Raw genomic sequence first — 21,479 nt, 5'->3', positions numbered from 1 at the left:
GGAAGGACTGTCCAGAGAGCCTAAGGCAGCACCGACAGCCAGAACCACACGGTGAACAGCGCTACCGAGGTCGTCACCAGGACCGAGGACGCCGCCACACGTTTCGCCCGGTCGTAGATATTGGCGAAGACATAGGTGTTGATCCCCGGCGCCACGGCGGCGGTGATGAGCGCCGAGCGGAACTGTTCCGTCGACAGATGCGCCATGGACCCGAAGACCCAGACCAAGGCCGGATGGATCAGCAGGGTGATGATGCAGATCACGATGACGACGCGCCAGTCGCCTTCGATCTTGTACTGCACCAGCACGCCTCCAACCGCGAACAACGCCGCCGGAACGGAAGCCGCCTGCATCATCCGCACAGCATCCATCACCGGCAGAGGCACGGTGATGTTGCCGAGGTTCACGACAAACCCGAGGATCAGAGCGATCACCAGCGGGTTGCGCATCATCTGCCGCCCGATCTGCCCGGCGATGCCCAGCACGTTCAGACCCGTGCCACGCGCCCGCACCGTTTCCATCACCGCGATGCCGAGCGTGTAGCAGAACGGCGCGTGAATCGCGATGATGGCAAAGTTTGCCTCCAGCGCGTCCGCACCGAAGGCCCGTTCGGTGATCGGGATGCCGAGCATCAGGGTGTTGGAAAACAGGCAGCAGAAGCCGATGACCACGCAGTCCTCAAGCTCCCTCCGGAAGATCAGCAGCGCCGCCAGGAACCCGAGGATGAAGCAGAGCGTCGCGGCCACGTAATAGGTCAGCAACAGCGGCGCATGGAACTGTTCGCCGATGTCGAAGGTCGCGACCGCGCGAAACAGCAGGCAGGGAAAGGCGTAGGACTGGGTGAACTTCATCAGCCCGTCCACCGCCACCTGCGGGAATGCCCCCGACCGGGTCGCCGCGTAGCCCGCGCCGATCAGCAGGAAGACCGGCAGGATGACCGTGACGAGGAACGCCATCAGAGGGGGTACACGATCTGCATCCCGTCAAAGGCGGGATGGATGTGTTCCGGCGTCTCCTCGTTCACCGTGACGTAATCCAGGTCGATATGCATGTTGGTCAGCACCGCCCGCTTCGGCGCGGCGCGGCGGATCCAGTCGAGCGTCTGCTCAAGGTGCGAATGGGTCGGATGCGGGTCGCGGCGCAGCGCGTCCACGATCCAGCAGTCGAGATCCGCAACCGCCTCCCAGGCCTCGCCGGTCATCTCCGCCACGTCGGGCAGGTAGGCAAGGTCCCGCACCCGGAAGCCGAGCGCGTCGATGGACCCGTGATTGACCCGGAACGGCGTGAAGGTGATCGACCCGCCGGGTCCGTCGATCGTGAACGGCCCGTCGATGGTCTTCATCTTCAGGATCGGCGGATAGGGCGACCCCTCGGGCTGCACGAAGGCATAGGCGAACCGGTCGAGCAGCGCTGCCTGCGTGTCCCCGTCCGCCCAGACCGTGAGCCGTTTGCGCGTGTTGAAGACGATCATCCGCAGGTCGTCCAGCCCGTGCACATGGTCCGCATGCGAATGCGTGTAGATCACCGCGTCCAGCACCCCGACGCCCGCATCCAGCAACTGCGAGCGCAGATCCGGCCCGGTGTCGATCAGCACGCGGGTCGTGCCCTCGGGCCCGTCCTGTTCCACCAGCATCGCGCAGCGGCGGCGGGTGTTCTTCGGATTGGCCGGATCGCAGGCGCCCCAGTGCCCGCCAAGGCGCGGGACACCGCCCGACGACCCGCAGCCGAGGATCGTGAACCGAAGCTCTCCCATCACGCCGCCTGCGCCTTCTGCCAGCGCGCGGCCTTGGCGAAGAGCCGGTCGAAATTCTCCTGTGTGGCGGCGGCGAAGGCCTCGTAGCTCAGCCCGAAGACCTCCGCCCCGACCTTGGCCGTATGCACCGTGTAACCCGGTTCGTTGCGCTTGCCGCGGTAGGGCGGCGGGGCGAGGTAGGGGCTGTCCGTCTCCACCAGCACCCGGTCGAGCGGCGCGGTGGCGAAGATGTCCCGCAGTTCCTGGCTCTTGGGGAAAGCCGCGATGCCCGACATGGACAGGTAGAATCCGAGGTCGAGCGCCGCTTTCGCCAGATCAGCGCCCGAGGAAAAGCAGTGCATCACGCAGTCGAAAGGCGCGTTGGCATGTTCTTCGGCAAGGATCGCGGCCATGTCTTCGTCCGCCGCGCGGGCGTGGATGATGAGCGGCAGGCCGGCCTCCGCCGCCGCGGCGCAATGCACGCGGAGGGAGGCCTTCTGGATCTCCGCCGACTCCGCCGTGTAGTGGTAATCGAGCCCCGTCTCCCCGATCGCGACAAATTTGGGATGCCCGGACAGCCTCACCAGTTGTTCCGCCGTCACCGGCGTATGCTCATGCGCCGACATCGGATGCACGCCGAAGGTGTGGAAGACCTGGGGATGCGCCTCGGAGATCGCCTGCACCTTCCCGAGATTGTGCAGCTTCGTGCAGATCGTCACCATCCGCGTTACTCCGGCGGCCACCGCGCGGGCGATCACGTCGTCCCGCTCCGCGTCGAAATCGGGGAAGTCGAGGTGACAGTGGCTGTCGGTGATCTGGACGGTGGCGGAAGTCATACGGCCCTGACGTCAGGTGGCCACGCCACCCGCGATGCTCTGGAGTTTGAAGACGGTATCAAGGATCAGCGCGGCAGGGTCAAGGTTGACCGCCTCGCCATGGCGCAGCCTCTGGCCGATCTCTTCCGCCGCCTGCGCCCAGACCCGGCCCGAGGCAGCGGAGGGCGCGAGCCGCGCCATGACCTCGGCCTCTCCGGGCGCGGCCTCGACTGCCGGGGCGTGCCCGGTTGCTCCGGTGCGGGCCAGTCGCGACAGCGCCAGGTCCACAAGGTGGATCAGCAGTGCGCGCCGCTCCTCTCCGCCGCGCGCCGCTGCCGTGTCCGCAAGCGCCTGCGCCCGCGTGGCATCGAGCCGGGGCAGGGTGCCGATCAGCCCGATCAGGTCTGCGTAAAGTTTCAGCCCGTCCAGAGTAACCAGCCGCACCGCCTCTCCAACCGACCCGCCCGACAGTTCCGCCAGCGCCGCGGCATGACCCGGCATGTCGATCTCGGCCTGCGCCAGCGCGGCGGCTATCTCCTCCGGCGGCACCGCGCCAAGCCGAAGCTCGCGGCAGCGCGACCGGATCGTCGGCAGCAGCGACGACGGCTGATGCGACACCAGCAGAAGCACGGTCCGCGCGGGCGGTTCCTCCAGCAGCTTGAGGATGGCGTTGGCGGCGTTCGGGTTCATCTCGTCCGCCGCGTCGATGATGACCACCCGCCGCCCGCCGTCGGCTGAGGAGAGCGCGAAGAACTTCTTGAGCGGCCGCGCGTCCTCGACCCGGATCACCTTGGAGAACTTCCCGGCGGCGAAATTCCTCTCCCGGTCATTGTCGGTGGATCCGGCCCCCCCGCGCCGGATGACCTGCAACAACGGTTCGGACCCGGCAGCCACGCGCCGCGCGACAGGGTGGTCTTCGGGAATGTCCAGCGTCGCAGGCGGCTCCGGCGCGCCGAACAGCCCGCCGTCATCGGGATCGGGCGTGGCGATCAGAAACCGCGCGAACCGCCAGGCGAGGGTCGCCTTGCCCACCCCCCGCGGACCAGAGATCAGCCAGCCGTGATGCATCCGGCCGGAGTTGAAGGCGTCGAGCAGCACCCTCTCTGCCGCGTCGTGGCCAAAGAGGCGGGCGGCGGCACGGGGATGCGGGGCACCTTCGATGCGGTCTGGTTCGGGCTGGTCGCTCATGGCCGGGACTATGGCGGGGAATGCGGGCAGGGGGAAGGGCGGGGTGGTCCGAGGCCGTGCGTTGAGGTCTGTCATCCTCGGACTTGTTCCGAGGTTCTCTGACCGGGGAGATCCTCGGAACAAGTCCGAGGATGACAGCATCGTGGGCGCTGTTGGCAGAGGCCCGGGCACTGCGTCCGCGCCCCCCCGCACCCGTCACACCGACGCCAGCGCGCCCCCGACCACGGCCAGCACGTCGCCGGCCACCGCCTCCGGCGACCGCGCCCCGTCAATCACACGAAACCGCTCCGGGAACTCCCCGGCCAGCGACAGGAATCCAGCCCGCATGCGGCGCTGCAGATCCGCGCCGAAATCCTCGAACCGTTCCTCCACGCCCTGCCGCCCCTTGGCCCTTGCGAGGCCAACCTCCGGGTCCATGTCGATCAGCACCGTCAGGTCCGGCTCCACCCCGATCATCAACGCATGCAACTGGTCCACGACCCCGCGCAGGTTCCCGCGCGACAGGCCCTGATACATCCGGGTGCTGTCCGCGAAACGGTCGCAGATGACCACGGCACCGCGCGCCAGCGCCGGGCGGATGGTGCGTTCCAGATGATCGCGGCGGGCGGCGGTGAACAGCAGGATCTCCGTCTCTGCCGACCAGCGGTCGGGATCGCCCTGCAGCACCAGCGCGCGTATCTCCTCCGCCCCCGGGGACCCGCCGGGTTCGCGCGTCAGCACGACCTCCCGCCCGGTTGCGCGCAGCGCCTCCGCCAGCAGCCGCGCCTGCGTCGACTTGCCGGACCCGTCGATTCCCTCGAAACTCAGGAACACCCCGCGCCCGGTCGGATCGCTCAAGAGGAGGCCTCTTCTTCCGCGACTTCCGCCTCCGCCTCGGGACGACCGCCGCCGATTTCGCTCAGCAGATGGTCCAGCGCGTTGGTTACAGTCACGACAAACCCGCCCTTGCGCACGTCTTCCCCCGCGATCAGCGGCACCCGTGTCTCGGGCAGGCCTTCGGGCGCAAAGACCAGCTCTGCCAATGTGTCGCCCTTCTTCACCGGGGCTGAGATCGGGCCGTTGTAGATCACCTCGCCCTCAAGCTCCCTTGCCGAAAGCACCGGCACAAGCGCGCTCAGATCCTCCGCCGTGGTCAGGGCGACGGTCGGGGCCGCGCCCATGTGGACCTCCGCCCGCATCACGGTCTCTCCGGCCTTGATCAGGGATTTCTGGGTGAACTGCCGGAAAGCCCAGTTGACGACCGCCTCGCTCTCCTGCGCCCGCGCCGCCTGCGACGGCAGGCCCGACAGCACGAAGACGATCCGCCGGTCGCCCTGCTTGGCCGAGCCGACCAGCCCGTACCCCGCCTCGGTGGTATGTCCCGTCTTCAGCCCGTCCGCCCCGACACCGAGCCCAAGCAATGGGTTGCGGTTGGAATTGTTGGTCGGCGCGCGCCCGTCGAAGGCGAAGGTCTCTTCCGAGAACAGCGGATAGAAGTTCGGGAAATCCTCGATCAGCCGGGTCGCCAGCAGGGCCAGATCCCGCATCGACATCCGGTGCCCGGCGGCGGGCCAGCCGTTGGAATTGGCGAAAGTCGAATTGGTCATGCCCATGGTCTGCGCCCGCTGCGTCATGAACCGCGCGAACCCGGCCTCCGTCCCGTCCGGCGACAGCGCCTCTGCCAGCACGACGCAGGCATCGTTGCCCGACAGCACGATGACGCCGCGCAGCAGATCCTCCACCTTCACCCGGTCGGTGGTGTCGAGGAACATGGTCGACCCGCCATAGCTCATCGCGTGGGAGGACACCGGCAGTTCCTCGTCCAGCCGCAGCCGGCCGTCGCGCAGCGCCTCGAACGCGATGTAAAGCGTCATCAGCTTGGACATCGACGCCGGGGGCAGGGGGGTGTCGGCATTCTTGTTGAGAAGAACCGTCTTCGTCGTCAGGTCGACGATGTAGGCGGCAGTGGCCTGTGTGTCGAAGGCCTGCGCCATACTGCCCGTGAAAAGGACCAGCCCCAGACCGGCGGCCTTCAGCCCGGCGATGATGCGGCGGCCCGCGCGGGCACCTGCGTGAGTGAAACGGGTCATCCGTCCTCCTTCAGGCGGTGCGCCTGACTGCCCCTGAAGGGCCGGTCAGTTCGTCACCGCATATGCGTCGGTGAAGCCCGCAGCCTTGATCTTGGTCAGCAGCTCCGCGCGTTCAGCCGTGGTGGTGGCCGGGCCGACGACGACCCGCCAGAATGTCTTGCCCTTCGACGTCTGCTTCAGCACCGAGGGAATGATCCCCGACTGGCGCATCGCGACGGCGGTGTTCTTTGCGTTCTGCTCGACACTGAAAATGCCGATCTGCAGGTAGGGTTTGTCAAGGGTGGAGGCCGGTTTCGCCGCCGCTTTCGGCAGCGGGGCGCTTGCCACGGGCGCAGGCGCGGGGGCGGATACCGGCGCGGGCGAGGCGACCGTCTCAGCCGACGCAAGCGCTTCCACTGCGGGTGCCTCCGCCACGACTTCCGCGCTCGCGGGCTCTTTCTTCTGCCAGAAGAACCGGCGCTTTTTCGGGGTTGGTTCGGCGACCGCTGCCGACTCCCTGACCTCTTCGGCTGCGCCTGTGCTCTCAGCCCGGTCCAGTGCGGCGCTCGCTCCGGCAACCGGGTCCAGCGTTGCCGTCGCCACCTCGGCCGGTGCCGGCATCTGGTCTGCGGTCGCGGCAGAGGCGGCGGGCGCGGCGGCGATCACCGGGCTGCCCTCCACCGTTTCGGTGGTCTCGGGTTCTGCTGTCGCCGTCGGCACCTCTTCGCGCCGCAGGGCCGTGACCGACAGGTTCACCGGCTGTCCGGCGAGAAGGCCAAGCGCCTCCGCCGCGTCCGAGGATACCTGGAACCGCGGCCCCGAGCGTTCCAGAGACGGCTTGAACAGCGCCCCGATAACGAATTTCGCGTTGGCCGTGTTACGGATCAATGCCCGTTCGGGTTCCGTCACATCCGGATGCGCCACCCAGACCCCGCCAAGCGACGGCCGCCCGTCCCAGAGACCCGCTTCCGTCGCCTGGAACACCTCCGGCGCCTCCACGTCGCGCTCGACCAGCCGGGTCGATCCGCCCGAGGAACTTTCCGACGCCCCGGGCGTGGCCTTGAACAGGTTTCCCCCGGTTTCCGTGCAGCCCGCAGCCAGTGTCAGCACGCCCAGGGCGGCCGCCAGCCGCACCACTGGTCCGCAGGTTGTCCCGAGTCCGATCGCCATTCTTCGCCCCTATGTCGGCACGGCACATGGCCGCGCGGCCGGTTTCCGGCCCTGCCCGTTGTTTTGGCGCACTCTACAGCCTGCGGGCCCGCGTGAAAAGTCCGCCGCTCCGGATCGGCAAAGATTCCCGGCCACACCCATTGGACGCCCCCGCTTCCCGAATCGCCCGCCCCCCGCTAGACCACCCCGACGCGGAGGAGTGGCAGAGTGGTTTAATGCACCGGTCTTGAAAACCGACGTAGGTGAAAGTCTACCGTGGGTTCGAATCCCACCTCCTCCGCCAACAACCTATAATTAATCCCGCGGTCCGGGCCCGGCTCCCCTGCGCATCAAAACGGATCCCCCGACAGGCCACGTCAGGCAACCCGCCCGGCAGGTCGGCACCGCCCAACGCGGCCTGGCCCGATCCGAACCGTTTCAGGCGACGAAGTATCCCGGCGTGCGGGCACGTATTTCGTCGACCATCGCAAGCGTTCCCGAGAGATGCTCGCGCAGGACCGCGCAGGCCGTATCTGCGTCTCCGGCCTCAAGCGCGTCGAGAATGCGGCTGTGGCAATCCAGTATGGACTGGGACTTGCCCGGGTCGGGCAGGTTGAGCTTCCTCAGGCGGTCGATGTGCCCCGATCGCGACTGGATCAGGGTAAAGAGACTGTCGACGCCGGCGGCCTCGTAAAGAGCATAGTGAAAGTTGCTGTCGAGTCGGACGAAGGCTGACAGGTCGTTGACCTCGCGCGCCGCGACCTGCTGTGCGAGGACAGAGCGTGCCTCATGAAAGGTCGCGCCGGGGGCGTTCATCGCCAGGCGTCTGACGATTTCGAGTTCCAGCGCGAGCCTCAGGAAATGGGTTTCCTGAGCGTGATGCACATCGATCCTCGACACCTCGGTCTTCGACTGCGGAAAGGTGTCGATGAGCCCCTCTTCCTCCAGCTTGATGAGCGCGTCACGGACCGGTGTAAGACTGACCTGATACTCCGCAGCGATTGCGGAGCGGGAAATACTCTGCCCCGGGACAAGGTCGAGGTTCAGGATACGATCGCGCAGGGAATCATGCAGGGCAGAACTGGCCGAGCCGCGCCGGAGAGGCTGCCGGCGGCGCTGTTGGGTCCTGGTCATGTCGTTCGGCATGGGCGTAACCGCACTTCGTCACTTGGATTTGCTGGGGACTATAAAGAACTCTTGCCGAGTGGGAACTAATATATTAGCACATTACTTGGCCCGGGCGGATAACCTCCCGGCAGGTTACGGGAGGAGACCCAATGAATTTCGCAAAAGCCGCCCTTATCGGCGGATGCGCATCCGTGATTGCGACGATCGCGCATGCCGAGACGCTCAACATCCAGACCTCGTTCAACGCGGGCGACTTTTCGACCCAGTACCTGACCGAGAGCTGGCTGCCGAAGATCAAGGAAATGACCGACGGTCGGATCGAGATCGTGCTGACGCCGAACGGTTCGGTTGTGCCCGCCCGCGAAACGCCCGAAGCGGTCGCTGCCGGCGTTCTGGACGGCGACTTCACCTCGGTGAACTACTTCGCAGGCCTGGAACCAGCCTATGCCATCATGGGCGACCTGATCTCGGGATACGACACGCCCGAACAGATGATCGGCTTCTGCAAGGACGGCGGCGGTGAGGCGATGATGCAGAAAGCTGCGGATTCCGTGACCGGCGGCGAGGTGCAGGTCGTGGCCTGCGGCCCCTATTCCCGCGAGGCACTGCCCGCCCGCACCCCGATCCGCAGCTTCGAAGAACTGGCCGGAAAGAAGATCCGCTCACCTGAAGGTCTCGCCGCAGCGGTTTTCCAGGCGGCTGGCGCGTCGCCCGTTTCGATCCCGTTCTCCGAGGTGTTCGGTGCGCTGGAAAAGGGCATCGTCGATGCGGCTGACGCCTCGGCCTACGTGAACAACGACGCGACCGGTCTGCATGACGTCGCGCCGTACCCGCTCTATCCCGGCATCCACTCGATGCCGTCGATGCAGTTCACCATCAACAAGGAGAATTGGGAGGCGATGTCCGCCGAGGACCAGACCGCCCTGAAAACCTGGTGGTACGACGCCATGTACGCCATGGCCGCCGAAGTCACCAAGCTGGACAAGGAACTGGCAGCACGCGACGCCGCAGCCGGCAAGATCGAGGTCATCGACTGGCCGCAGGAAAGCCGCGACAAGCTGCGCGAAGTGGCGCGGGAACAGTGGCAGGAATACGCAACCAAGTCGGAACTTGCCCAGGAAGCGCTTGATGCGAACATCAAGTACATGACGGAAATTGGTCTGTTCAAGAACTGACCCACTGCCGCCGCGCCGATCATGGCGCGGCGGCTTCTTCTGCTGTCCGGGGGTATCATGAAGAACCTTCTGGCCCGCTATGCCGAAGGGATGGACCGTTTCAGCGTCTTCATCGGCCAGGGCTGTTCCATCCTTTTCTTCGCCTGCATCGCGATCTCGGCGGCCGAGGTCGTCATGCGTTACGGCTTCGATGCGCCGACTGTATGGTCGACCGAAACGGCGATGACGCTCTGCGCCGCCGCCTGGGTCCTGTCGGTCGGTTTCGTCACTGAACGCAACCGCCACATCTCGATCACCATGCTTGAGCTGGTTGTCGGAGAGCGCATCTGGCGGATCTTTCGTCTGGCCCAGCTGGTCATCGCCTTCGGTGCGGTGCTTGTGCTGACGATGGCCCTATGGAAACCGGCCATGAAAGTGCTGTCACGCACCGAGTATTCCGGCACCGCCTTCAATTCGATCCAGCCCACGATTTTCAAGGTGCTGATCGTCGTCGGCTGCGTGCTTTATCTCGCACAACTGATCGCCAACATCATCCGCTGGTTCCAGCGCACCGAAAAGGCTTCGTCCAGTGGGCATTGAAATCATTACCCTTCTGATCGTCCTCGCGCTTCTGGCGCTGATGGCGGTTGGTGTGCCGCTTGGCGTGACAACCCTCACGGTTTCGCTGGCCACGGCCATCCTCTACTTCGGCGAACGCGCGGGCTTTTTCATCGTCGCGGCGAACGTCAGCGAAGTGCTGCACAAATACGAACTGATCGCGGTGCCGTTCTTCGTGTTCATGGCCAACGTTCTGGAACGATCGGGCATCGCCAAGTCGCTGTTCGACAGCATGGCGATCATGGGCGGGCGATTCCGCGGATCGGTCGGGGTGCAGACCTGCATCGTGGCCGTCGTGCTGGCCGCCATGTCGGGTATCATGGGCGGAGAGATCGTGATGCTGGGCCTGATCGCCCTGCCGCAGATGCTGCGCCTTGGGTATGACAAGCACCTGTCGATCGGCATCATCTGCGCCGCCGGGGCACTGGCCACGCTGATCCCGCCGTCCGTCGTGCTCATCATCTACGGGCTTGCGGCGCAGGTTTCGATCACCAAGCTTTTCGCGGCCTCTGCCGTTCCGGGCCTGATCCTCGCCTCGCTCTACATCGTCTATATCCTGGTCCGGGTGCGCCTGAATCCGTCCCTGGCCCCGATCTACGATATCCCGGAGACCGGCCTGCCCTTCCTGCAGCGGCTGAAGTTCATGAAGGGCGTCATCCTTCCGGCGATCCTGATCGGTGCGGTTCTGGGGGTCATCTACTCCGGCATCGCCACGGTGACCGAGGCCGCGGCCATTGGTGCCGTCGGTGCCCTGGTCGTCGCCGCGCTGCGGGGAGAGCTGAACTGGCGCATGGCACGGGACGCGATGCGCCAGACGGTCCTGACCGTAGGTTCGATCATCTGGCTGGTGCTCGGCGCCGTGTCGCTGATCGGGATCTACAATCGCATCGGCGGCGGCGAATTCCTGCGCGGTCTGCTGACCGGGCTGGATGTTGCGCCGCTGACCGTCATCATCGTGATGATGCTGATCGTGATGGTGTTGGGCACCTTTCTGGAATGGATCGCGATCATCTTCATCACGGTTCCGATCTTCGCCCCCGTGGTGATCGACCTCGGGTTCGACCCGGTCTGGTTCGGCGTGCTCTTTGCGATGAACATCCAGATCTACTACCTGTCACCCCCCTTCGGGCCCGCCTGCTTCTTCCTCAAGTCAGTGGCGCCGAAAGGTATCGAGCTTCAGGACATCTTCGTCGCCGTGCTGCCCTTCATCGCATTGCAGGCCCTGGGATTGTTCCTCGTGCTCTTCATTCCGGAGCTCGCGCTCTGGCTGCCGTCGATGCTGGATTAAGGAGCGTCTCATGTCCGACCACGATCTCACCCGCCAGGACGAAGATATCTCTGCCCCCGAGTTCGGGGAGGAAGAGAGCATCGACGGCTATGACTTCGGCAACTGGCCCGAGATCGTGGGCGTGTTCCTGACCGCCGGACTGCTCTGGCTGACCTTCGCACTGAACGGATAAGTTTCATGACCCGCAAGACCCCCGACGATCTCCGTTCCGCCCGCTGGTTCGCGCCCGACGACCTCCGCTCCTTCGGGCACCGGTCGCGGATGATGCAGCTTGGCTACGGAGAGGAGGACTTTCGCGGCAAGCCGGTGATCGGCGTGCTGAACACCTGGTCCGAACTCAACACCTGCCATGCCCATTTCAAGGACCGCGTGCAGGACGTGAAGCGCGGAGTGCTTCAGGCGGGCGGCTTCCCGGTCGAAATGCCGGCGCTGTCGGTCGACGAAAGCAACATCAAGCCGACCTCGATGCTTTACCGCAACATGCTGGCGATGGAGACGGAGGAGATGATCCGCTGTCACCCGCTGGACGGCGTTGTGCTCATGGGTGGATGCGACAAGACCACGCCGGGTCTGGTCATGGGCGCGATCTCGGCGGGCGTGCCGCTGATCTACCTGCCTGCCGGTCCGATGCTGCGCGGCAACTACGCGGGCAAGATCCTCGGCTCCGGCTCCGACGCCTGGAAATACTGGGACGAGCGGCGCGCCGGGAACATCTCGGACGAGGAATGGCTGGGCGTGCAGGGGGGGATCGCCCGGTCCGCCGGGACCTGCATGACCATGGGCACGGCTTCGACCATGACCGCGATTGCAGACGCCATGGGGATCACCCTGCCGGGCGCGTCCTCGATCCCTGCCGTGGATGCCAACCACCAGCGCATGTCCGCCTCCTGCGGGCGCCGGATCGTCGAAATGGTCTGGGAAGACCTGACCCCCGAAAAGATCATCACCGCCGGGGCCTGCCGCAACGCCGCCATCGTCGCCATGGCCACGGGCTGTTCCACCAACGCCGTTGTCCATCTGATCGCCATGGCGCGCCGCGCCGGCGTCCCGATGCAACTGGAGGAACTGGACGAACTCGGCCGCAATACGCCGCTGATCGCCAACGTCCGCCCCTCCGGCAAGGACTACCTGATGGAGGACTTCTACTACGCCGGTGGCCTCCGCGCCCTGATGAAGCAGATCGAGGACCGGCTCGACACCTCCTGCATGACCGTCACCGGCAGGACCGTGGGCGAGAACCTGGAAGGTGCGGTGGTCTACAACGATGACGTGATCCGGCCCCTGTCGAACCCGGTGTACCACGAAGGGTCCCTGGCGGTGCTCAAGGGCAACCTCTGCCCGTCGGGCGCGGTCATCAAGCCTGCCGCCTGCGACCCGAAATATCACGTGCACGAAGGCCCCGCGGTGGTCTTCGACAGCTATCCCGAGATGAAGAAGTTCGTCGACGACGAAGACGCCGAGGTCACGCCCGATCACGTCATGGTCCTCCGCAACGCTGGCCCTCTCGGCGGCCCCGGCTTTCCGGAATGGGGCATGCTGCCCATCCCCAAGGCGCTGATCAGGCAGGGCCACCGCGACATGCTGCGGATCTCCGATGCGCGCATGTCGGGCACCTCCTACGGCGCCTGCGTCCTGCATGTCTCGCCCGAGGCTTACGTCGGCGGCCCGCTCGCGCTGCTGAAGACGGGCGACATCGTGCGCCTCGACCTGCCCGCCCGCACGCTCGACATGCTGGTGCCGGAGGACGAACTGGCCGAACGCAAGAAGGCCTGGACCGCCCCCGAACCCCGTTTCGAACGGGGCTGGGGCTGGATGTTCTCCAAACACGTCACGCAGGCCGATCAGGGCTGCGACTTCGACTTCCTGCAATCCGATTTCGGCAAGACCGCCGGCGAACCTGATATCTTCTGAGGCCCCAATGACCGACTACGTCCTCTCCGACACCACGCGCGACCGCCTGAAGCGTATCTCGACCGCCTCCATCGCGACGCAGCTCTACAAACGCGGGCTGCGCAACCAGTTCATCCAGGGGGTGAAGCCGGTCGCGAAGAAGGCCGAGACCATGGTCGGTCAGGCCTTCACCCTCCGCTACATACCGGCCCGCGAAGACCGCAACACTCTGGAGGAGTTCAGGAACCCCGAGCATCCGCAGCGCGTCGCGGTCGAAACCTGCCCGCCGGGCCAGATCCTCGTGATGGACGCGCGCCAGGACGCGACCGCCGCCACTGCCGGGTCGATCCTGATCACCCGGATGGATGTGCGCGGCTGTGCCGGCGTCGTCTCTGACGGGGGCTTCCGGGACTTCGACGGCATCGGCGCGCTCGACATGCCCGCCTTCTGCGCCGGCCCCTCCGCGCCCACCAACCTGACGAAACACGAAGCGCTCGACATCAACGTGCCGATCGGCTGCGGTGGCGTCGCGGTGTTCCCCGGCGACGTGCTGGTCGGTGACGGCGACGGTGTCATGGTCATCCCCGCGCATCTTGCGGATGAAATCGCCGAAGTCTGCGCGGGAATGGAGGATTTCGAGGCCTTCGTGCTGGAGGAGGTGCTGAACGGCACCCCGATCATCGGCCTCTATCCCTGCACCAAGGAAGAAAACCAGAAGAATTTCGACGCCTGGCTCGCCAGGAAGAACGGCTGACCCTTCCCTTCGCAGGAAATACTCCGGGGGATTGCAGCTGCCGGATCGCAGCACCCTCCCGGCCCAAACACAGGAGACGCACATGGACGGCGCCGCAACCCCTTTCACGCCACACGGAAAACACCTGATTGCCGGCGACTGGATAGCAACCGAAACGACGTTCATGTCCGACCCCGCCCATGGCGACGCGCATGCCTTTTCGGTTGGCTCACCTGATCTGGTGAATCGTGCCTGTCAGGCCGCCGAAGATGCCTTCTGGACCTACGGCTATACAACGCGGGAGGAGCGGGCGGCCTTCCTCGACCGGATCGCGGACGAGATCGAGGCGCGCGGCACCGCCATCACGAAGATCGGGACCGAGGAAACCGGGCTGCCCGCTGCCCGGCTTGAGGGAGAGCGTGGCCGGACCACCGGCCAGCTGCGCCTGTTCGCCTCGCACATCCGGCAGGGAGATTACCTTGACCGTCGGCACGACAAGGCCCTGCCGGACCGCCAGCCGCTGCCACGTCCGGACCTGCGAATGATCCAGCGCCCGATCGGTCCGGTGGCGGTGTTCGGCGCCTCCAACTTCCCGCTCGCCTTTTCCACCGCCGGGGGCGACACCGCCGCCGCGCTGGCCGCAGGCTGCCCCGTGGTCGTGAAGGGGCACGGCGCCCATCCCGGCACCGGCGAGATCGTGGCCGAGGCAATCCATGCCGCCATTCAGGCCTGCGGTATGCCCGCAGGCGTGTTCTCCCTTGTCCAGGGAGGGAATCTTGAGGTCGGCCAGGCGCTCGTGCAGCATCCGCTCATCCGGGCCGTCGGATTTACCGGCTCTCTGACCGGGGGCCGCGCCCTGTTCGACCTGTGCGCACGGCGTCCCGAACCGATCCCGTTCTTCGGCGAACTGGGTTCCGTCAACCCGATGTTCATGCTTCCCGCCGCCCTCGCTGCGCGGGCGGGGGACCTCGGCAGGGGCTGGGCCGGGTCGCTGGCCATGGGCGCGGGCCAGTTCTGCACCAACCCCGGCATCGCTGTCGTGATCGAAGGCCCCGACGCCGACACCTTTGTGGAGGCAACCCGCGAAGCACTCTCCGACACCGGTGCGCAGGTCATGCTGACCGACGGGATCACGCAGGCCTATTCCTCCGGCGCCGCCAGGATCGGCGGGCAGCATGGCGTGCAGGATGTTCTGACCTCGACCTGCGACCGCCGTGAGGCCAGACCCTTCCTGTTCCGTGTGTCCGCCGCGGACTGGCTGGGTAACCATACCCTGACCGAAGAGGTGTTCGGCCCGCTTGGCCTGGTCGTGACCGTTGGGAACGCGGCCGAAATGGCAAAGGTGGCGCGCAGTCTCGCGGGTCAGTTGACCGCGACGATCCACATGGACCCCGCCGATACGGGACTGGCTGCTGACCTCATGCCCATCCTCGAACGCAAGGCCGGGCGCATCCTTGCCAACGGGTTCCCGACCGGTGTCGAAGTGGCAGAGTCGATGGTGCACGGCGGCCCTTATCCAGCCTCGACCAACTTTGGTGCAACGTCGGTCGGCACGCTCTCCATCCGGCGCTTCCTGCGTCCGGTGTGCTACCAGAACCTGCCGACCGACATCCTGCCCGCCGATCTGACCTGAAGGCCGGCGGTCGGGTCGCGACCGCCCCTGCCGATGGCGGGCGGCGGCGACAGGATGGGTGCGGGAAATCGGACCGGTGGCGCCAGCCGGGATCAATGCGACACCTCTCGGGACGCATGTTCTTGGCGGTGCCGGCGCGATTTTGTCCGGTCCCGTCCTGCCCCCGCAACCAGCACGTTCAGGCGGTCGGTACTGTCCCGCCGTCGATCACGTATTCGGTGCCGGTGATCGTTCCCGCCCGGTCAGAGGCGACGAAGGCGATCAGGTTCGCGATCTCCTCCGGCCGGGAGGGGCGGCCGATCGGGACTCCGCCCAAGGAGTCCATGATCATCTGCTTGCCCCGCTCGACATCGACATGGTGCTCTGCGGCCAGCCGTTCTGCCAGGGCGACGGCGGACTCCGTCTCGATCCAGCCGGGAGAAACCCGCACCACCCGCACGCCTTTCGGCGACACCTCCTTGGACAGGCTCTTGCTGTAGGTCGACAGCGCGGCCTTCGCGGCGGCATAGGCGGTGGTCGCGTCCGGCAGCGGCAGCTGGCGCTGGATGGAGGTGACATGGATCACCACGCCCGATCCCTGCCGCTCCATCTCCGGCAGCAGCACCCGGTCCAGACGGACGGCGGGCATCAGGTTCAGGTCGATCTCCTCCTGCCATGCGTCGTCGTCAAGCGCCCGGTAACCGCCCGCCGGGGCGGAGGATCCGCCAAGCATGTGGACAACCACGTCCACCCCGCCAAGCCTGTCGCGCACAGCCCGCGCCACGGTCGCACAGCCCTCGGGCCGTGTCAGGTCGGCCGCGACGAACATGGACTCTGCCATCCCTTCCGGCCGCGTCCGCGCGGTTGTCAGGACGCGGGCGCCGAGGTCCGCGAACAGCCGTACCGTGGCCGCGCCGGCCCCGCGGGTGCCGGAGGTGATGAGCGCGCGTTTGCCCTCAAGGGTCACGAAGGGGGTCATGGCACGATCTCCAGTTCCGCGATCAAGTCGCCCTTCAGGACGAAGATGTAACGCAGATCGACGGGGCTGCCGGGAAAGGTTCCGACGAGGTGGCTGGTCACGACCGTTCGTCCACCCTCTTCGGTGATCCCGAAGGGCTCCACCGTGTAGGTGTATCGGGTCGAGGCGTTCGCCATCCACTGCCGGATCGCGTCGCGCCCGGTGTAAGTGTTGCCCTCGTCGGTAACGACGGCGTCCGGCGTGAAACACTCCGAAATTGCGCTCGCTCTGCCGGTCTTGTCGGCCCTGAAATAGGTGTCGATGACCCCGGGTAGGTCGATGCTCATGATCTGTCTCCTTGGTTGAACTGGCGCTGCCGGTCAGGTCCACGTGCCGGAGTTGCCGGCCGTGCTCTTGGTCCGTGTCGTGTGGCTCAACCTATGGCTTTGACCTCTTGCTGATAATCGGGATAATTCTTGATGTGGCATTGCGATTATCGGGATAATCATCATGTACAGGCTGACGGATTTCGACGCGGTTCTGGCGATCAGCCGCCGGGGGTCCTTCCGCGCGGCGGCGCTCGACCTCGGCATGTCGACCAGCGCGCTGAGCAACGCGATTGCCAAGCTCGAGGAACAGCTTGGCGTCCGCCTGTTCAACCGCACGACGCGCAGCGTGTCCCTGACCGGGGCAGGGGAACGCTTCGTCGATCAGGTCAGCCCCGCGCTCCGGGACATCCACCAGGCGCTCGATACGGTGCGATCGCAGCAGGAAACGCCGACCGGAACGCTGCGGATCAACACCTTTGCCACCGCAGGACGCGAGATCCTGTCGCCGCTGATCCTGGAATTTCTCCGGCGGTTTCCCGGCGTCCGCGTCGATGTCGTGACCGAGGGCAACCTTGTCGACATCGTGGCCGACGGTTTCGACTTCGGGGTGCGCAGCCAGCCATTCGTGCCCAGTGACATGATAGCCATCCCGGTCGGTCCCGCCCGCCGCTATGCGGTGGTGGCCTCGCCTGGCTACCTCGAAACCCGTGACCCGCCCCGCGTGCCCTCCGACCTGCTGGCCCATGCCTGCATCCGCACCCGCCTGCCAAACGGCGCCATGTTTCGCTGGCAGTTCGAATCCGGGGGGGAAGCGGTTCAGATCGACGTCGACGGGCCGATCACGCTGGACGAGGCGAGCCTCGCCCGGATCGCGGTGCTGGAGTCGGTCGGGATCGGTTATTTCATGGAATCCGACGTTCTGGCAGATATTGAGGCCGGTCGTCTGGTTCGGGTGCTTGCGGAATGGACGCCGCCGCTCGCCCCGCTCTGCCTCTACTATCCCAGCCGGCGCAACCCGCCCGCGGCCTTCAAGGTCTTTGTCGACCTCGCCCGCGAACTGGCCCGGTCTTCGTCCCGCAGCCGCTGACGGCGGGCAGAACTGCGGGCAGGGCAGGCAAAGGGCAGGGGCACCGCCGGGACCGCAGCCCCCGGTGCCCCTGCCGGATGTCGGTGCGCAGGTGTCAGGCGATGCTTACCCGCACGTCTGCCCCCGCGCGGGCAAGATGCGAATAGGGGCAGGTGGCATGCGCCTCCTCCACCAGCTTCGCGGCGATTGCTGCGTCCAGCCCGGGCAGGTTCGCCGACAGCGCGATGTCCAGCGCAAATCCTGCCCCCTCCGGACGCGGGCCGATGCCCACGGTGACGGTGATGCTTGTGTCGTCCGGCAGGCCCTGCTTCCGGCGACCGGCGACAAAGCGCAGCGCGCTCAGGAAACAGGCCGCGTAGCCGCTGGCGAACAGCTGTTCGGGGTTGGTCCCGTCACCCCCCGCGCCGCCAAGTGCCTTGGGGGTGGACAGCGACAGGGTCAGCGCCCCGTCCTCGACGCTGGCGACACCGTCGCGGCCCTGTCCGGTGGCCGTGGCGTGGGTGGTGTAGAGTATGGTCATGGGAGTCTCCTTGAATTGGGGTGGCGCGGGCGGAACCGGGCTCGCAGCCCGCTGCAGGCCCGGTGCAGCCTGTGTCGATATTTCCGATAATCCGGACAAACCCGCATGTAGCGTTGCATCCGGCGGGATTGTCGGCTGATAAACGGCTGGCCCGAAGCGCGGGCCTCCGGCCAGCCGGCCGTTGCGGTCTCAGCCGCGGGCAAAGGCCAGCAGGTCGGCGTTGACGAGGTCGGGGTGGGTCGCAAAGAACCCGTGCGACAGCCCGGGGTAGGTTTTCAGCGTCCCGTTCCGCAGCAGTTTGATCGCCTTGTGGGCGGAGTTGTCGATCGGAACGACCTGGTCATCCTCACCATGCAGCAGCAGAACCGGCTGGCTGATGGCTTTCAGATCCTCGGTGAAGTCGGTTTCCGAAAACGCCCGGATGCCATCGTAATGCGCCTTGGCACCCCCGGCCATGCCCTGCCGCCACCAGTTCCGGATCAGCCCCTCGCTCACCTCCGCGCCGTCGCGGTTGAACCCGTAGAACGGACCGGACGCCACGTCGAGGTAGAACTGCGCCCGGTTCGCGGCCAGTGCGGCGCGGAAGCCGTCGAACACCTCGGACGGTACGCCGTCGGGGTTGGCCTCCGTACGGACCATGATCGGCGGCACCGCGCCAAGCAGTGCGGCCTTCGCGACCCTCCCCGGCTCTGCCCGGGCGACATAGCGCGCCACCTCGCCGCCGCCGGTGGAGTGGCCGATGTGGATGGCGTCCTTCAGGTCGAGAGCCCGCGCCAGGTCCGCCACGTCGTCGGCGTAATGGTCCATGTCATGTCCGTCCGAGACCTGTTCGGACCGGCCGTGGCCCCGCCGGTCATGGGCGATCACGCGATAGCCCTGGCCCAGGAAGAACAGCATCTGGTTGTCCCAGTCGTCGCCCGAAAGCGGCCAGCCGTGGTGGAAGACGACGGGCTGGGCGTCCTTGGGCCCCCAGTCCTTGTAGAAGAGTTCGGTGCCGTCGCGGGTGGTGATCGTAGCCATGGTAAAAGCTCCTTCTGTCTGAGCGAGAATTGAGGTCGGCAGGGCCATGAGCGCCGCCGCAGCCGTCGCGCTCCTTAGAATTGCCCGTCGTGTGGGATCGGGTGTCATTGCATGTCCTTCCGGTTTCGACATGGACAGAGATAGCCAGACGGGTGCAGGAAGGGACGTGGCGAATCTGACAATGACAGAGGCATAACCGACAATGGCGCGTCCCCCGGTTCCGGTGGCTGAAATCGGCCTCCTGATCTATCCCGACTGCCAGCTTTCGGCCGTCTACGGGATGACCGACCTGTTCCGCATTGCAGGGGAATGGGCTGGCGGGCCCAGTCTGCGCGTATCCCACTGGGAAGCGCAGGGCGCGGATGTCACCTGCACATGGGACAGTCATCCCGGCCAGCCGCACCGGCTCAGCCACGCCATCGCGCCGCCCAGCCTGGTGATGCCCGAACGGATGGGCCCCTTTCCTGCCGCCGCCGCCTGGCTGCGGGATCAGCATGCGGAGGGGACGGTGCTCGGCTCAGTCTGCGCCGGGGCCTTCGTGCTGGCGGAAACCGGGCTGATGAGCGGGCGCCGCGCCACCACCCACTGGGCCTTTGCCGAACAGCTTGCCCGCCGGTTCCCGGAGATCGATGTCGCCGACGACCGCATGGTGCTGGACGACGGCGATATTGTCACCGCGGGCGGCATCCTCGCCTGGACGGACCTTGGTCTGACGCTGGTCGACCGGTTTCTCGGCCCGGCAACCATGCTGGCCACCGCGCGGTTCCTGCTGATCGACCCGCCGCGCTCCAGCCAGCGGCCCTTCGCGGCCTTCATCCCGCGGTTCGATCATGGCGACGAAAACATCCGGCGGGCCCAGCACCATCTGCATGCGCATTTCGCGCAGCCGCTTCAGCAGTCGGACCTGCACGCCGTCGCCGGTCTGACCGAACGCACCTTCCTGCGCCGGTTCACCGCGGCCACGGGTCACCGGCCCAATGCCTACCTGCAGCAGGTGCGCATCGCCAAGGCGCGGGAAAGCCTTGAACGGACGCACGACCCCGTCGACCGCATCGCCTGGAATGTGGGTTACGCCGACCCCGCGGCCTTCCGGAAGCTGTTCCAGAAGCTCGTCGGGACCGCACCTGCCGCCTACCGGCAGCGCTTCGGCATCGCCGCGGCCTGACCCCTAGGGCGTCCGGACACTGCATAAACGCCCGATGGTCATACCGCCGGGACCACTGCGCACCCAAGCAGACGCGCCCGGTCCCCTCCGGGATCGGGCGCGCATTGCATTCCCGGAGATGCGCGTGGTCAGAGCCGGAATTGCCGGCCCCGTCCGCGCCGCACAAGGCCCAGCCCTGCTGCGGCCGAAAGCATCAGTCCCAGCCCTGCCGGAAGCGGCACGGTCGGGAACGACCCCTGGTCCTTTTCGAAGGCAGAGTAGATCACGCCCGCCTGGCTGAAGTTGTAGAACCCGATGCCGCCGTCGTCGAAGCTGCCGGTGATGTTCAACTGCTCCACCCCGTCGACCGTGACGACAAGGTTGTTCGGTCCGAAGTCGAAGGAGAAGTCGTACTCAACGTTCCGCACCCAGCCCGTCGAGCCAAGCGTCGCGCCCCGCTGAAGTTCTTCCACGCCGCCGCTGGTGCTCGGGGCATAGTCGACGTGACCCCAGAACTCATTGGCCTGCGGAATGCCCGTGACCCGCGACACCGACAGCCCGCGCGCCGCGAGCGTTGCGGGACCATCATCGCCCTGGCCAAAGTCGTAGCTCTGGTTGCCACCCTTCCAGGAAATCAGCAGGTAATCGGCCAGCGGGTCCAGACGCTCACCGGCGCTGAATCCCAGCACGAAGCCGATGAAATCGTCGTCGCTGCCGGTGACCTTGATCTTGCCGGACACCTCGGACCCCTGTGCGTCGAAGTCCGATACGAACATCGTCGGCTGCCCGTTTCTGGTCTGGAAGACAGAGGAACCGTCCACCGCGACCTCCCACTGCCCGTCCGGGAAGCCCGCGACCGAGGCATATGATTCGGCGGTCCATGTATTCAGGTTAACGGGGGCGGCGGCGGCCGCTCCGGCCAGCCCGCACAGGGCAAGTGACGTCAGGGAAAGAAAAAGTTTCATTGTTTAACCCTCACTGCAAATCGCATTTGAAAAGATTGTCCCGGCTCCGGCCGGGATGATCGTCGTACCTTAATGCGTAAAGCCTGCCACAGAGCGTCCAC

At 66.3% G+C, this 21,479-nt stretch carries 22 protein-coding genes and 1 tRNA gene; 10 read left to right on the top strand and 13 right to left on the bottom strand.

Going from position 1 to position 21,479, the window contains the following annotated elements; genetic code table 11:
- Window positions 1-20 precede the first annotated feature (20 nt).
- The 7 genes from IEV87_RS10415 to IEV87_RS22825 all read right to left on the bottom strand — a co-directional run bounded on the left by IEV87_RS10415 (window position 21) and on the right by IEV87_RS22825 (window position 6,953).
- Window positions 21-956, bottom strand: a complete 936-nt coding sequence (locus IEV87_RS10415; RefSeq protein WP_188477619.1) for an AEC family transporter — start codon at window positions 954-956, stop codon at window positions 21-23.
- Entirely contained in the window at window positions 956-1,753 is a 798-nt protein-coding gene (locus tag IEV87_RS10410; protein WP_188477618.1) for an MBL fold metallo-hydrolase, read from the bottom strand. The genes IEV87_RS10415 and IEV87_RS10410 overlap by 1 nt, the downstream gene beginning before the upstream one ends.
- Window positions 1,753-2,568, bottom strand: a complete 816-nt coding sequence (locus tag IEV87_RS10405) for a TatD family hydrolase (protein ID WP_188477617.1) — start codon at window positions 2,566-2,568, stop codon at window positions 1,753-1,755. Before IEV87_RS10405 ends, IEV87_RS10410 begins: the two co-directional genes overlap by 1 nt.
- A gap of 12 nt (window positions 2,569-2,580) precedes the next feature.
- Window positions 2,581-3,735, bottom strand: coding sequence for a DNA polymerase III subunit delta' (locus IEV87_RS10400; protein ID WP_188477616.1), 1,155 nt, complete (start codon window positions 3,733-3,735; stop codon window positions 2,581-2,583).
- A gap of 195 nt (window positions 3,736-3,930) precedes the next feature.
- A complete protein-coding gene (tmk, locus tag IEV87_RS10395) occupies window positions 3,931-4,572 on the bottom strand; it encodes a dTMP kinase (protein ID WP_188477615.1) in 642 nt (213 codons plus the stop codon).
- Complete coding sequence (locus tag IEV87_RS10390) at window positions 4,569-5,708, bottom strand: D-alanyl-D-alanine carboxypeptidase family protein (protein WP_229737619.1); 1,140 nt, start codon at window positions 5,706-5,708, stop codon at window positions 4,569-4,571. Before IEV87_RS10390 ends, tmk begins: the two co-directional genes overlap by 4 nt.
- A 141-nt stretch (window positions 5,709-5,849) precedes the next feature.
- Entirely contained in the window at window positions 5,850-6,953 is a 1,104-nt protein-coding gene (locus tag IEV87_RS22825) for an SPOR domain-containing protein (RefSeq protein WP_229737526.1), read from the bottom strand.
- A gap of 193 nt (window positions 6,954-7,146) precedes the next feature.
- Here IEV87_RS22825 and IEV87_RS10380 point away from each other — a divergent pair.
- Window positions 7,147-7,236, top strand: a tRNA-Ser gene (locus IEV87_RS10380).
- A 134-nt stretch (window positions 7,237-7,370) separates the two neighbouring features.
- Here IEV87_RS10380 and IEV87_RS10375 read toward each other — a convergent pair.
- A complete protein-coding gene (locus IEV87_RS10375; protein WP_229737524.1) occupies window positions 7,371-8,066 on the bottom strand; it encodes a GntR family transcriptional regulator in 696 nt (231 codons plus the stop codon).
- 143 nt (window positions 8,067-8,209) lie between these two features.
- Here IEV87_RS10375 and dctP point away from each other — a divergent pair, with 143 nt between their 5' ends.
- The 7 genes from dctP (at window position 8,210) to IEV87_RS10340 (ending at window position 15,376) form a co-directional block, all read left to right on the top strand.
- Window positions 8,210-9,235 carry a TRAP transporter substrate-binding protein DctP gene (gene dctP / locus IEV87_RS10370; protein WP_188477612.1) on the top strand — a complete coding sequence of 342 codons (1,026 nt, stop codon included), beginning with the start codon at window positions 8,210-8,212 and terminating at the stop codon, window positions 9,233-9,235.
- 57 nt (window positions 9,236-9,292) lie between these two features.
- Window positions 9,293-9,814, top strand: coding sequence for a TRAP transporter small permease subunit (locus IEV87_RS10365; RefSeq protein WP_188477611.1), 522 nt, complete (start codon window positions 9,293-9,295; stop codon window positions 9,812-9,814).
- Window positions 9,804-11,120, top strand: coding sequence for a TRAP transporter large permease (locus tag IEV87_RS10360; protein WP_188477610.1), 1,317 nt, complete (start codon window positions 9,804-9,806; stop codon window positions 11,118-11,120). Before IEV87_RS10365 ends, IEV87_RS10360 begins: the two co-directional genes overlap by 11 nt.
- Window positions 11,121-11,130: 10 nt before the next feature.
- On the top strand, window positions 11,131-11,292 hold the full coding sequence (locus IEV87_RS10355) for a hypothetical protein (protein WP_188477609.1): 162 nt from the start codon (window positions 11,131-11,133) through the stop codon (window positions 11,290-11,292).
- Between the two features lie 5 nt (window positions 11,293-11,297).
- Entirely contained in the window at window positions 11,298-13,031 is a 1,734-nt protein-coding gene (araD, locus tag IEV87_RS10350; RefSeq protein WP_188477608.1) for an L-arabinonate dehydratase, read from the top strand.
- Between the two features lie 7 nt (window positions 13,032-13,038).
- A complete protein-coding gene (locus IEV87_RS10345) occupies window positions 13,039-13,764 on the top strand; it encodes a ribonuclease activity regulator RraA (protein WP_188477607.1) in 726 nt (241 codons plus the stop codon).
- An 82-nt stretch (window positions 13,765-13,846) separates the two neighbouring features.
- Window positions 13,847-15,376: an aldehyde dehydrogenase (NADP(+)) gene (locus tag IEV87_RS10340; RefSeq protein WP_188477606.1), complete on the top strand. Its 1,530-nt coding sequence runs from the start codon at window positions 13,847-13,849 to the stop codon at window positions 15,374-15,376.
- A 178-nt stretch (window positions 15,377-15,554) separates the two neighbouring features.
- Here IEV87_RS10340 and IEV87_RS10335 read toward each other — a convergent pair whose 3' ends face one another.
- Both IEV87_RS10335 and IEV87_RS10330 read right to left on the bottom strand, forming a co-directional pair.
- Complete coding sequence (locus tag IEV87_RS10335) at window positions 15,555-16,334, bottom strand: SDR family oxidoreductase (RefSeq protein ID WP_188477605.1); 780 nt, start codon at window positions 16,332-16,334, stop codon at window positions 15,555-15,557.
- Entirely contained in the window at window positions 16,331-16,660 is a 330-nt protein-coding gene (locus tag IEV87_RS10330) for a nuclear transport factor 2 family protein (RefSeq protein ID WP_188477604.1), read from the bottom strand. Before IEV87_RS10330 ends, IEV87_RS10335 begins: the two co-directional genes overlap by 4 nt.
- Before the next feature lie 163 nt (window positions 16,661-16,823).
- On the opposite strand from IEV87_RS10330, the gene IEV87_RS10325 reads away from it, so the two are divergent.
- On the top strand, window positions 16,824-17,729 hold the full coding sequence (locus tag IEV87_RS10325) for a LysR family transcriptional regulator (RefSeq protein ID WP_188477603.1): 906 nt from the start codon (window positions 16,824-16,826) through the stop codon (window positions 17,727-17,729).
- 94 nt (window positions 17,730-17,823) lie between these two features.
- On the opposite strand, the gene IEV87_RS10320 is transcribed toward IEV87_RS10325, so the two are convergent.
- Together IEV87_RS10320 and IEV87_RS10315 are read right to left on the bottom strand one after the other, a co-directional pair.
- Window positions 17,824-18,249: an organic hydroperoxide resistance protein gene (locus IEV87_RS10320; protein WP_188477602.1), complete on the bottom strand. Its 426-nt coding sequence runs from the start codon at window positions 18,247-18,249 to the stop codon at window positions 17,824-17,826.
- A 189-nt stretch (window positions 18,250-18,438) separates the two neighbouring features.
- Window positions 18,439-19,269, bottom strand: a complete 831-nt coding sequence (locus IEV87_RS10315; protein WP_229737522.1) for an alpha/beta fold hydrolase — start codon at window positions 19,267-19,269, stop codon at window positions 18,439-18,441.
- 202 nt (window positions 19,270-19,471) lie between these two features.
- Here IEV87_RS10315 and IEV87_RS10310 point away from each other — a divergent pair, with 202 nt between their 5' ends.
- Window positions 19,472-20,434 carry a GlxA family transcriptional regulator gene (locus IEV87_RS10310; RefSeq protein ID WP_188477600.1) on the top strand — a complete coding sequence of 321 codons (963 nt, stop codon included), beginning with the start codon at window positions 19,472-19,474 and terminating at the stop codon, window positions 20,432-20,434.
- A gap of 128 nt (window positions 20,435-20,562) precedes the next feature.
- On the opposite strand, the gene IEV87_RS10305 is transcribed toward IEV87_RS10310, so the two are convergent.
- Window positions 20,563-21,378: a PEP-CTERM sorting domain-containing protein gene (locus tag IEV87_RS10305; protein ID WP_188477599.1), complete on the bottom strand. Its 816-nt coding sequence runs from the start codon at window positions 21,376-21,378 to the stop codon at window positions 20,563-20,565.
- Window positions 21,379-21,479 lie beyond the last annotated feature (101 nt).

The sequence above is a fragment of the Primorskyibacter flagellatus genome (assembly GCF_014638275.1).
Lineage (GTDB): Bacteria > Pseudomonadota > Alphaproteobacteria > Rhodobacterales > Rhodobacteraceae > Pseudooceanicola > Pseudooceanicola flagellatus_A.
This window is presented reverse-complemented; position numbering and strand designations above follow the sequence as displayed.

Excerpts from the sequence above, each read along its gene's own strand:
- IEV87_RS10415 (WP_188477619.1), bottom strand. The coding sequence starts at position 956 with ATGGCGTTCCTCGTCACGGTCATCCTGCCGGTCTTCCTGCTGATCGGC.
- IEV87_RS10410 (WP_188477618.1), bottom strand. The coding sequence starts at position 1,753 with ATGGGAGAGCTTCGGTTCACGATCCTCGGCTGCGGGTCGTCGGGCGGT.
- IEV87_RS10405 (WP_188477617.1), bottom strand. The coding sequence starts at position 2,568 with ATGACTTCCGCCACCGTCCAGATCACCGACAGCCACTGTCACCTCGAC.
- IEV87_RS10400 (WP_188477616.1), bottom strand. The coding sequence starts at position 3,735 with ATGAGCGACCAGCCCGAACCAGACCGCATCGAAGGTGCCCCGCATCCC.
- IEV87_RS10390 (WP_229737619.1), bottom strand. The coding sequence starts at position 5,708 with ATGGCGCAGGCCTTCGACACACAGGCCACTGCCGCCTACATCGTCGAC.
- IEV87_RS22825 (WP_229737526.1), bottom strand. The coding sequence starts at position 6,953 with ATGGCGATCGGACTCGGGACAACCTGCGGACCAGTGGTGCGGCTGGCG.
- IEV87_RS10375 (WP_229737524.1), bottom strand. The coding sequence starts at position 8,066 with ATGACCAGGACCCAACAGCGCCGCCGGCAGCCTCTCCGGCGCGGCTCG.
- dctP (WP_188477612.1), top strand. The coding sequence starts at position 8,210 with ATGAATTTCGCAAAAGCCGCCCTTATCGGCGGATGCGCATCCGTGATT.
- IEV87_RS10365 (WP_188477611.1), top strand. The coding sequence starts at position 9,293 with ATGAAGAACCTTCTGGCCCGCTATGCCGAAGGGATGGACCGTTTCAGC.
- IEV87_RS10355 (WP_188477609.1), top strand. The coding sequence starts at position 11,131 with ATGTCCGACCACGATCTCACCCGCCAGGACGAAGATATCTCTGCCCCC.
- araD (WP_188477608.1), top strand. The coding sequence starts at position 11,298 with ATGACCCGCAAGACCCCCGACGATCTCCGTTCCGCCCGCTGGTTCGCG.
- IEV87_RS10345 (WP_188477607.1), top strand. The coding sequence starts at position 13,039 with ATGACCGACTACGTCCTCTCCGACACCACGCGCGACCGCCTGAAGCGT.
- IEV87_RS10340 (WP_188477606.1), top strand. The coding sequence starts at position 13,847 with ATGGACGGCGCCGCAACCCCTTTCACGCCACACGGAAAACACCTGATT.
- IEV87_RS10335 (WP_188477605.1), bottom strand. The coding sequence starts at position 16,334 with ATGACCCCCTTCGTGACCCTTGAGGGCAAACGCGCGCTCATCACCTCC.
- IEV87_RS10330 (WP_188477604.1), bottom strand. The coding sequence starts at position 16,660 with ATGAGCATCGACCTACCCGGGGTCATCGACACCTATTTCAGGGCCGAC.
- IEV87_RS10325 (WP_188477603.1), top strand. The coding sequence starts at position 16,824 with ATGTACAGGCTGACGGATTTCGACGCGGTTCTGGCGATCAGCCGCCGG.
- IEV87_RS10320 (WP_188477602.1), bottom strand. The coding sequence starts at position 18,249 with ATGACCATACTCTACACCACCCACGCCACGGCCACCGGACAGGGCCGC.
- IEV87_RS10315 (WP_229737522.1), bottom strand. The coding sequence starts at position 19,269 with ATGGCTACGATCACCACCCGCGACGGCACCGAACTCTTCTACAAGGAC.
- IEV87_RS10310 (WP_188477600.1), top strand. The coding sequence starts at position 19,472 with ATGGCGCGTCCCCCGGTTCCGGTGGCTGAAATCGGCCTCCTGATCTAT.
- IEV87_RS10305 (WP_188477599.1), bottom strand. The coding sequence starts at position 21,378 with ATGAAACTTTTTCTTTCCCTGACGTCACTTGCCCTGTGCGGGCTGGCC.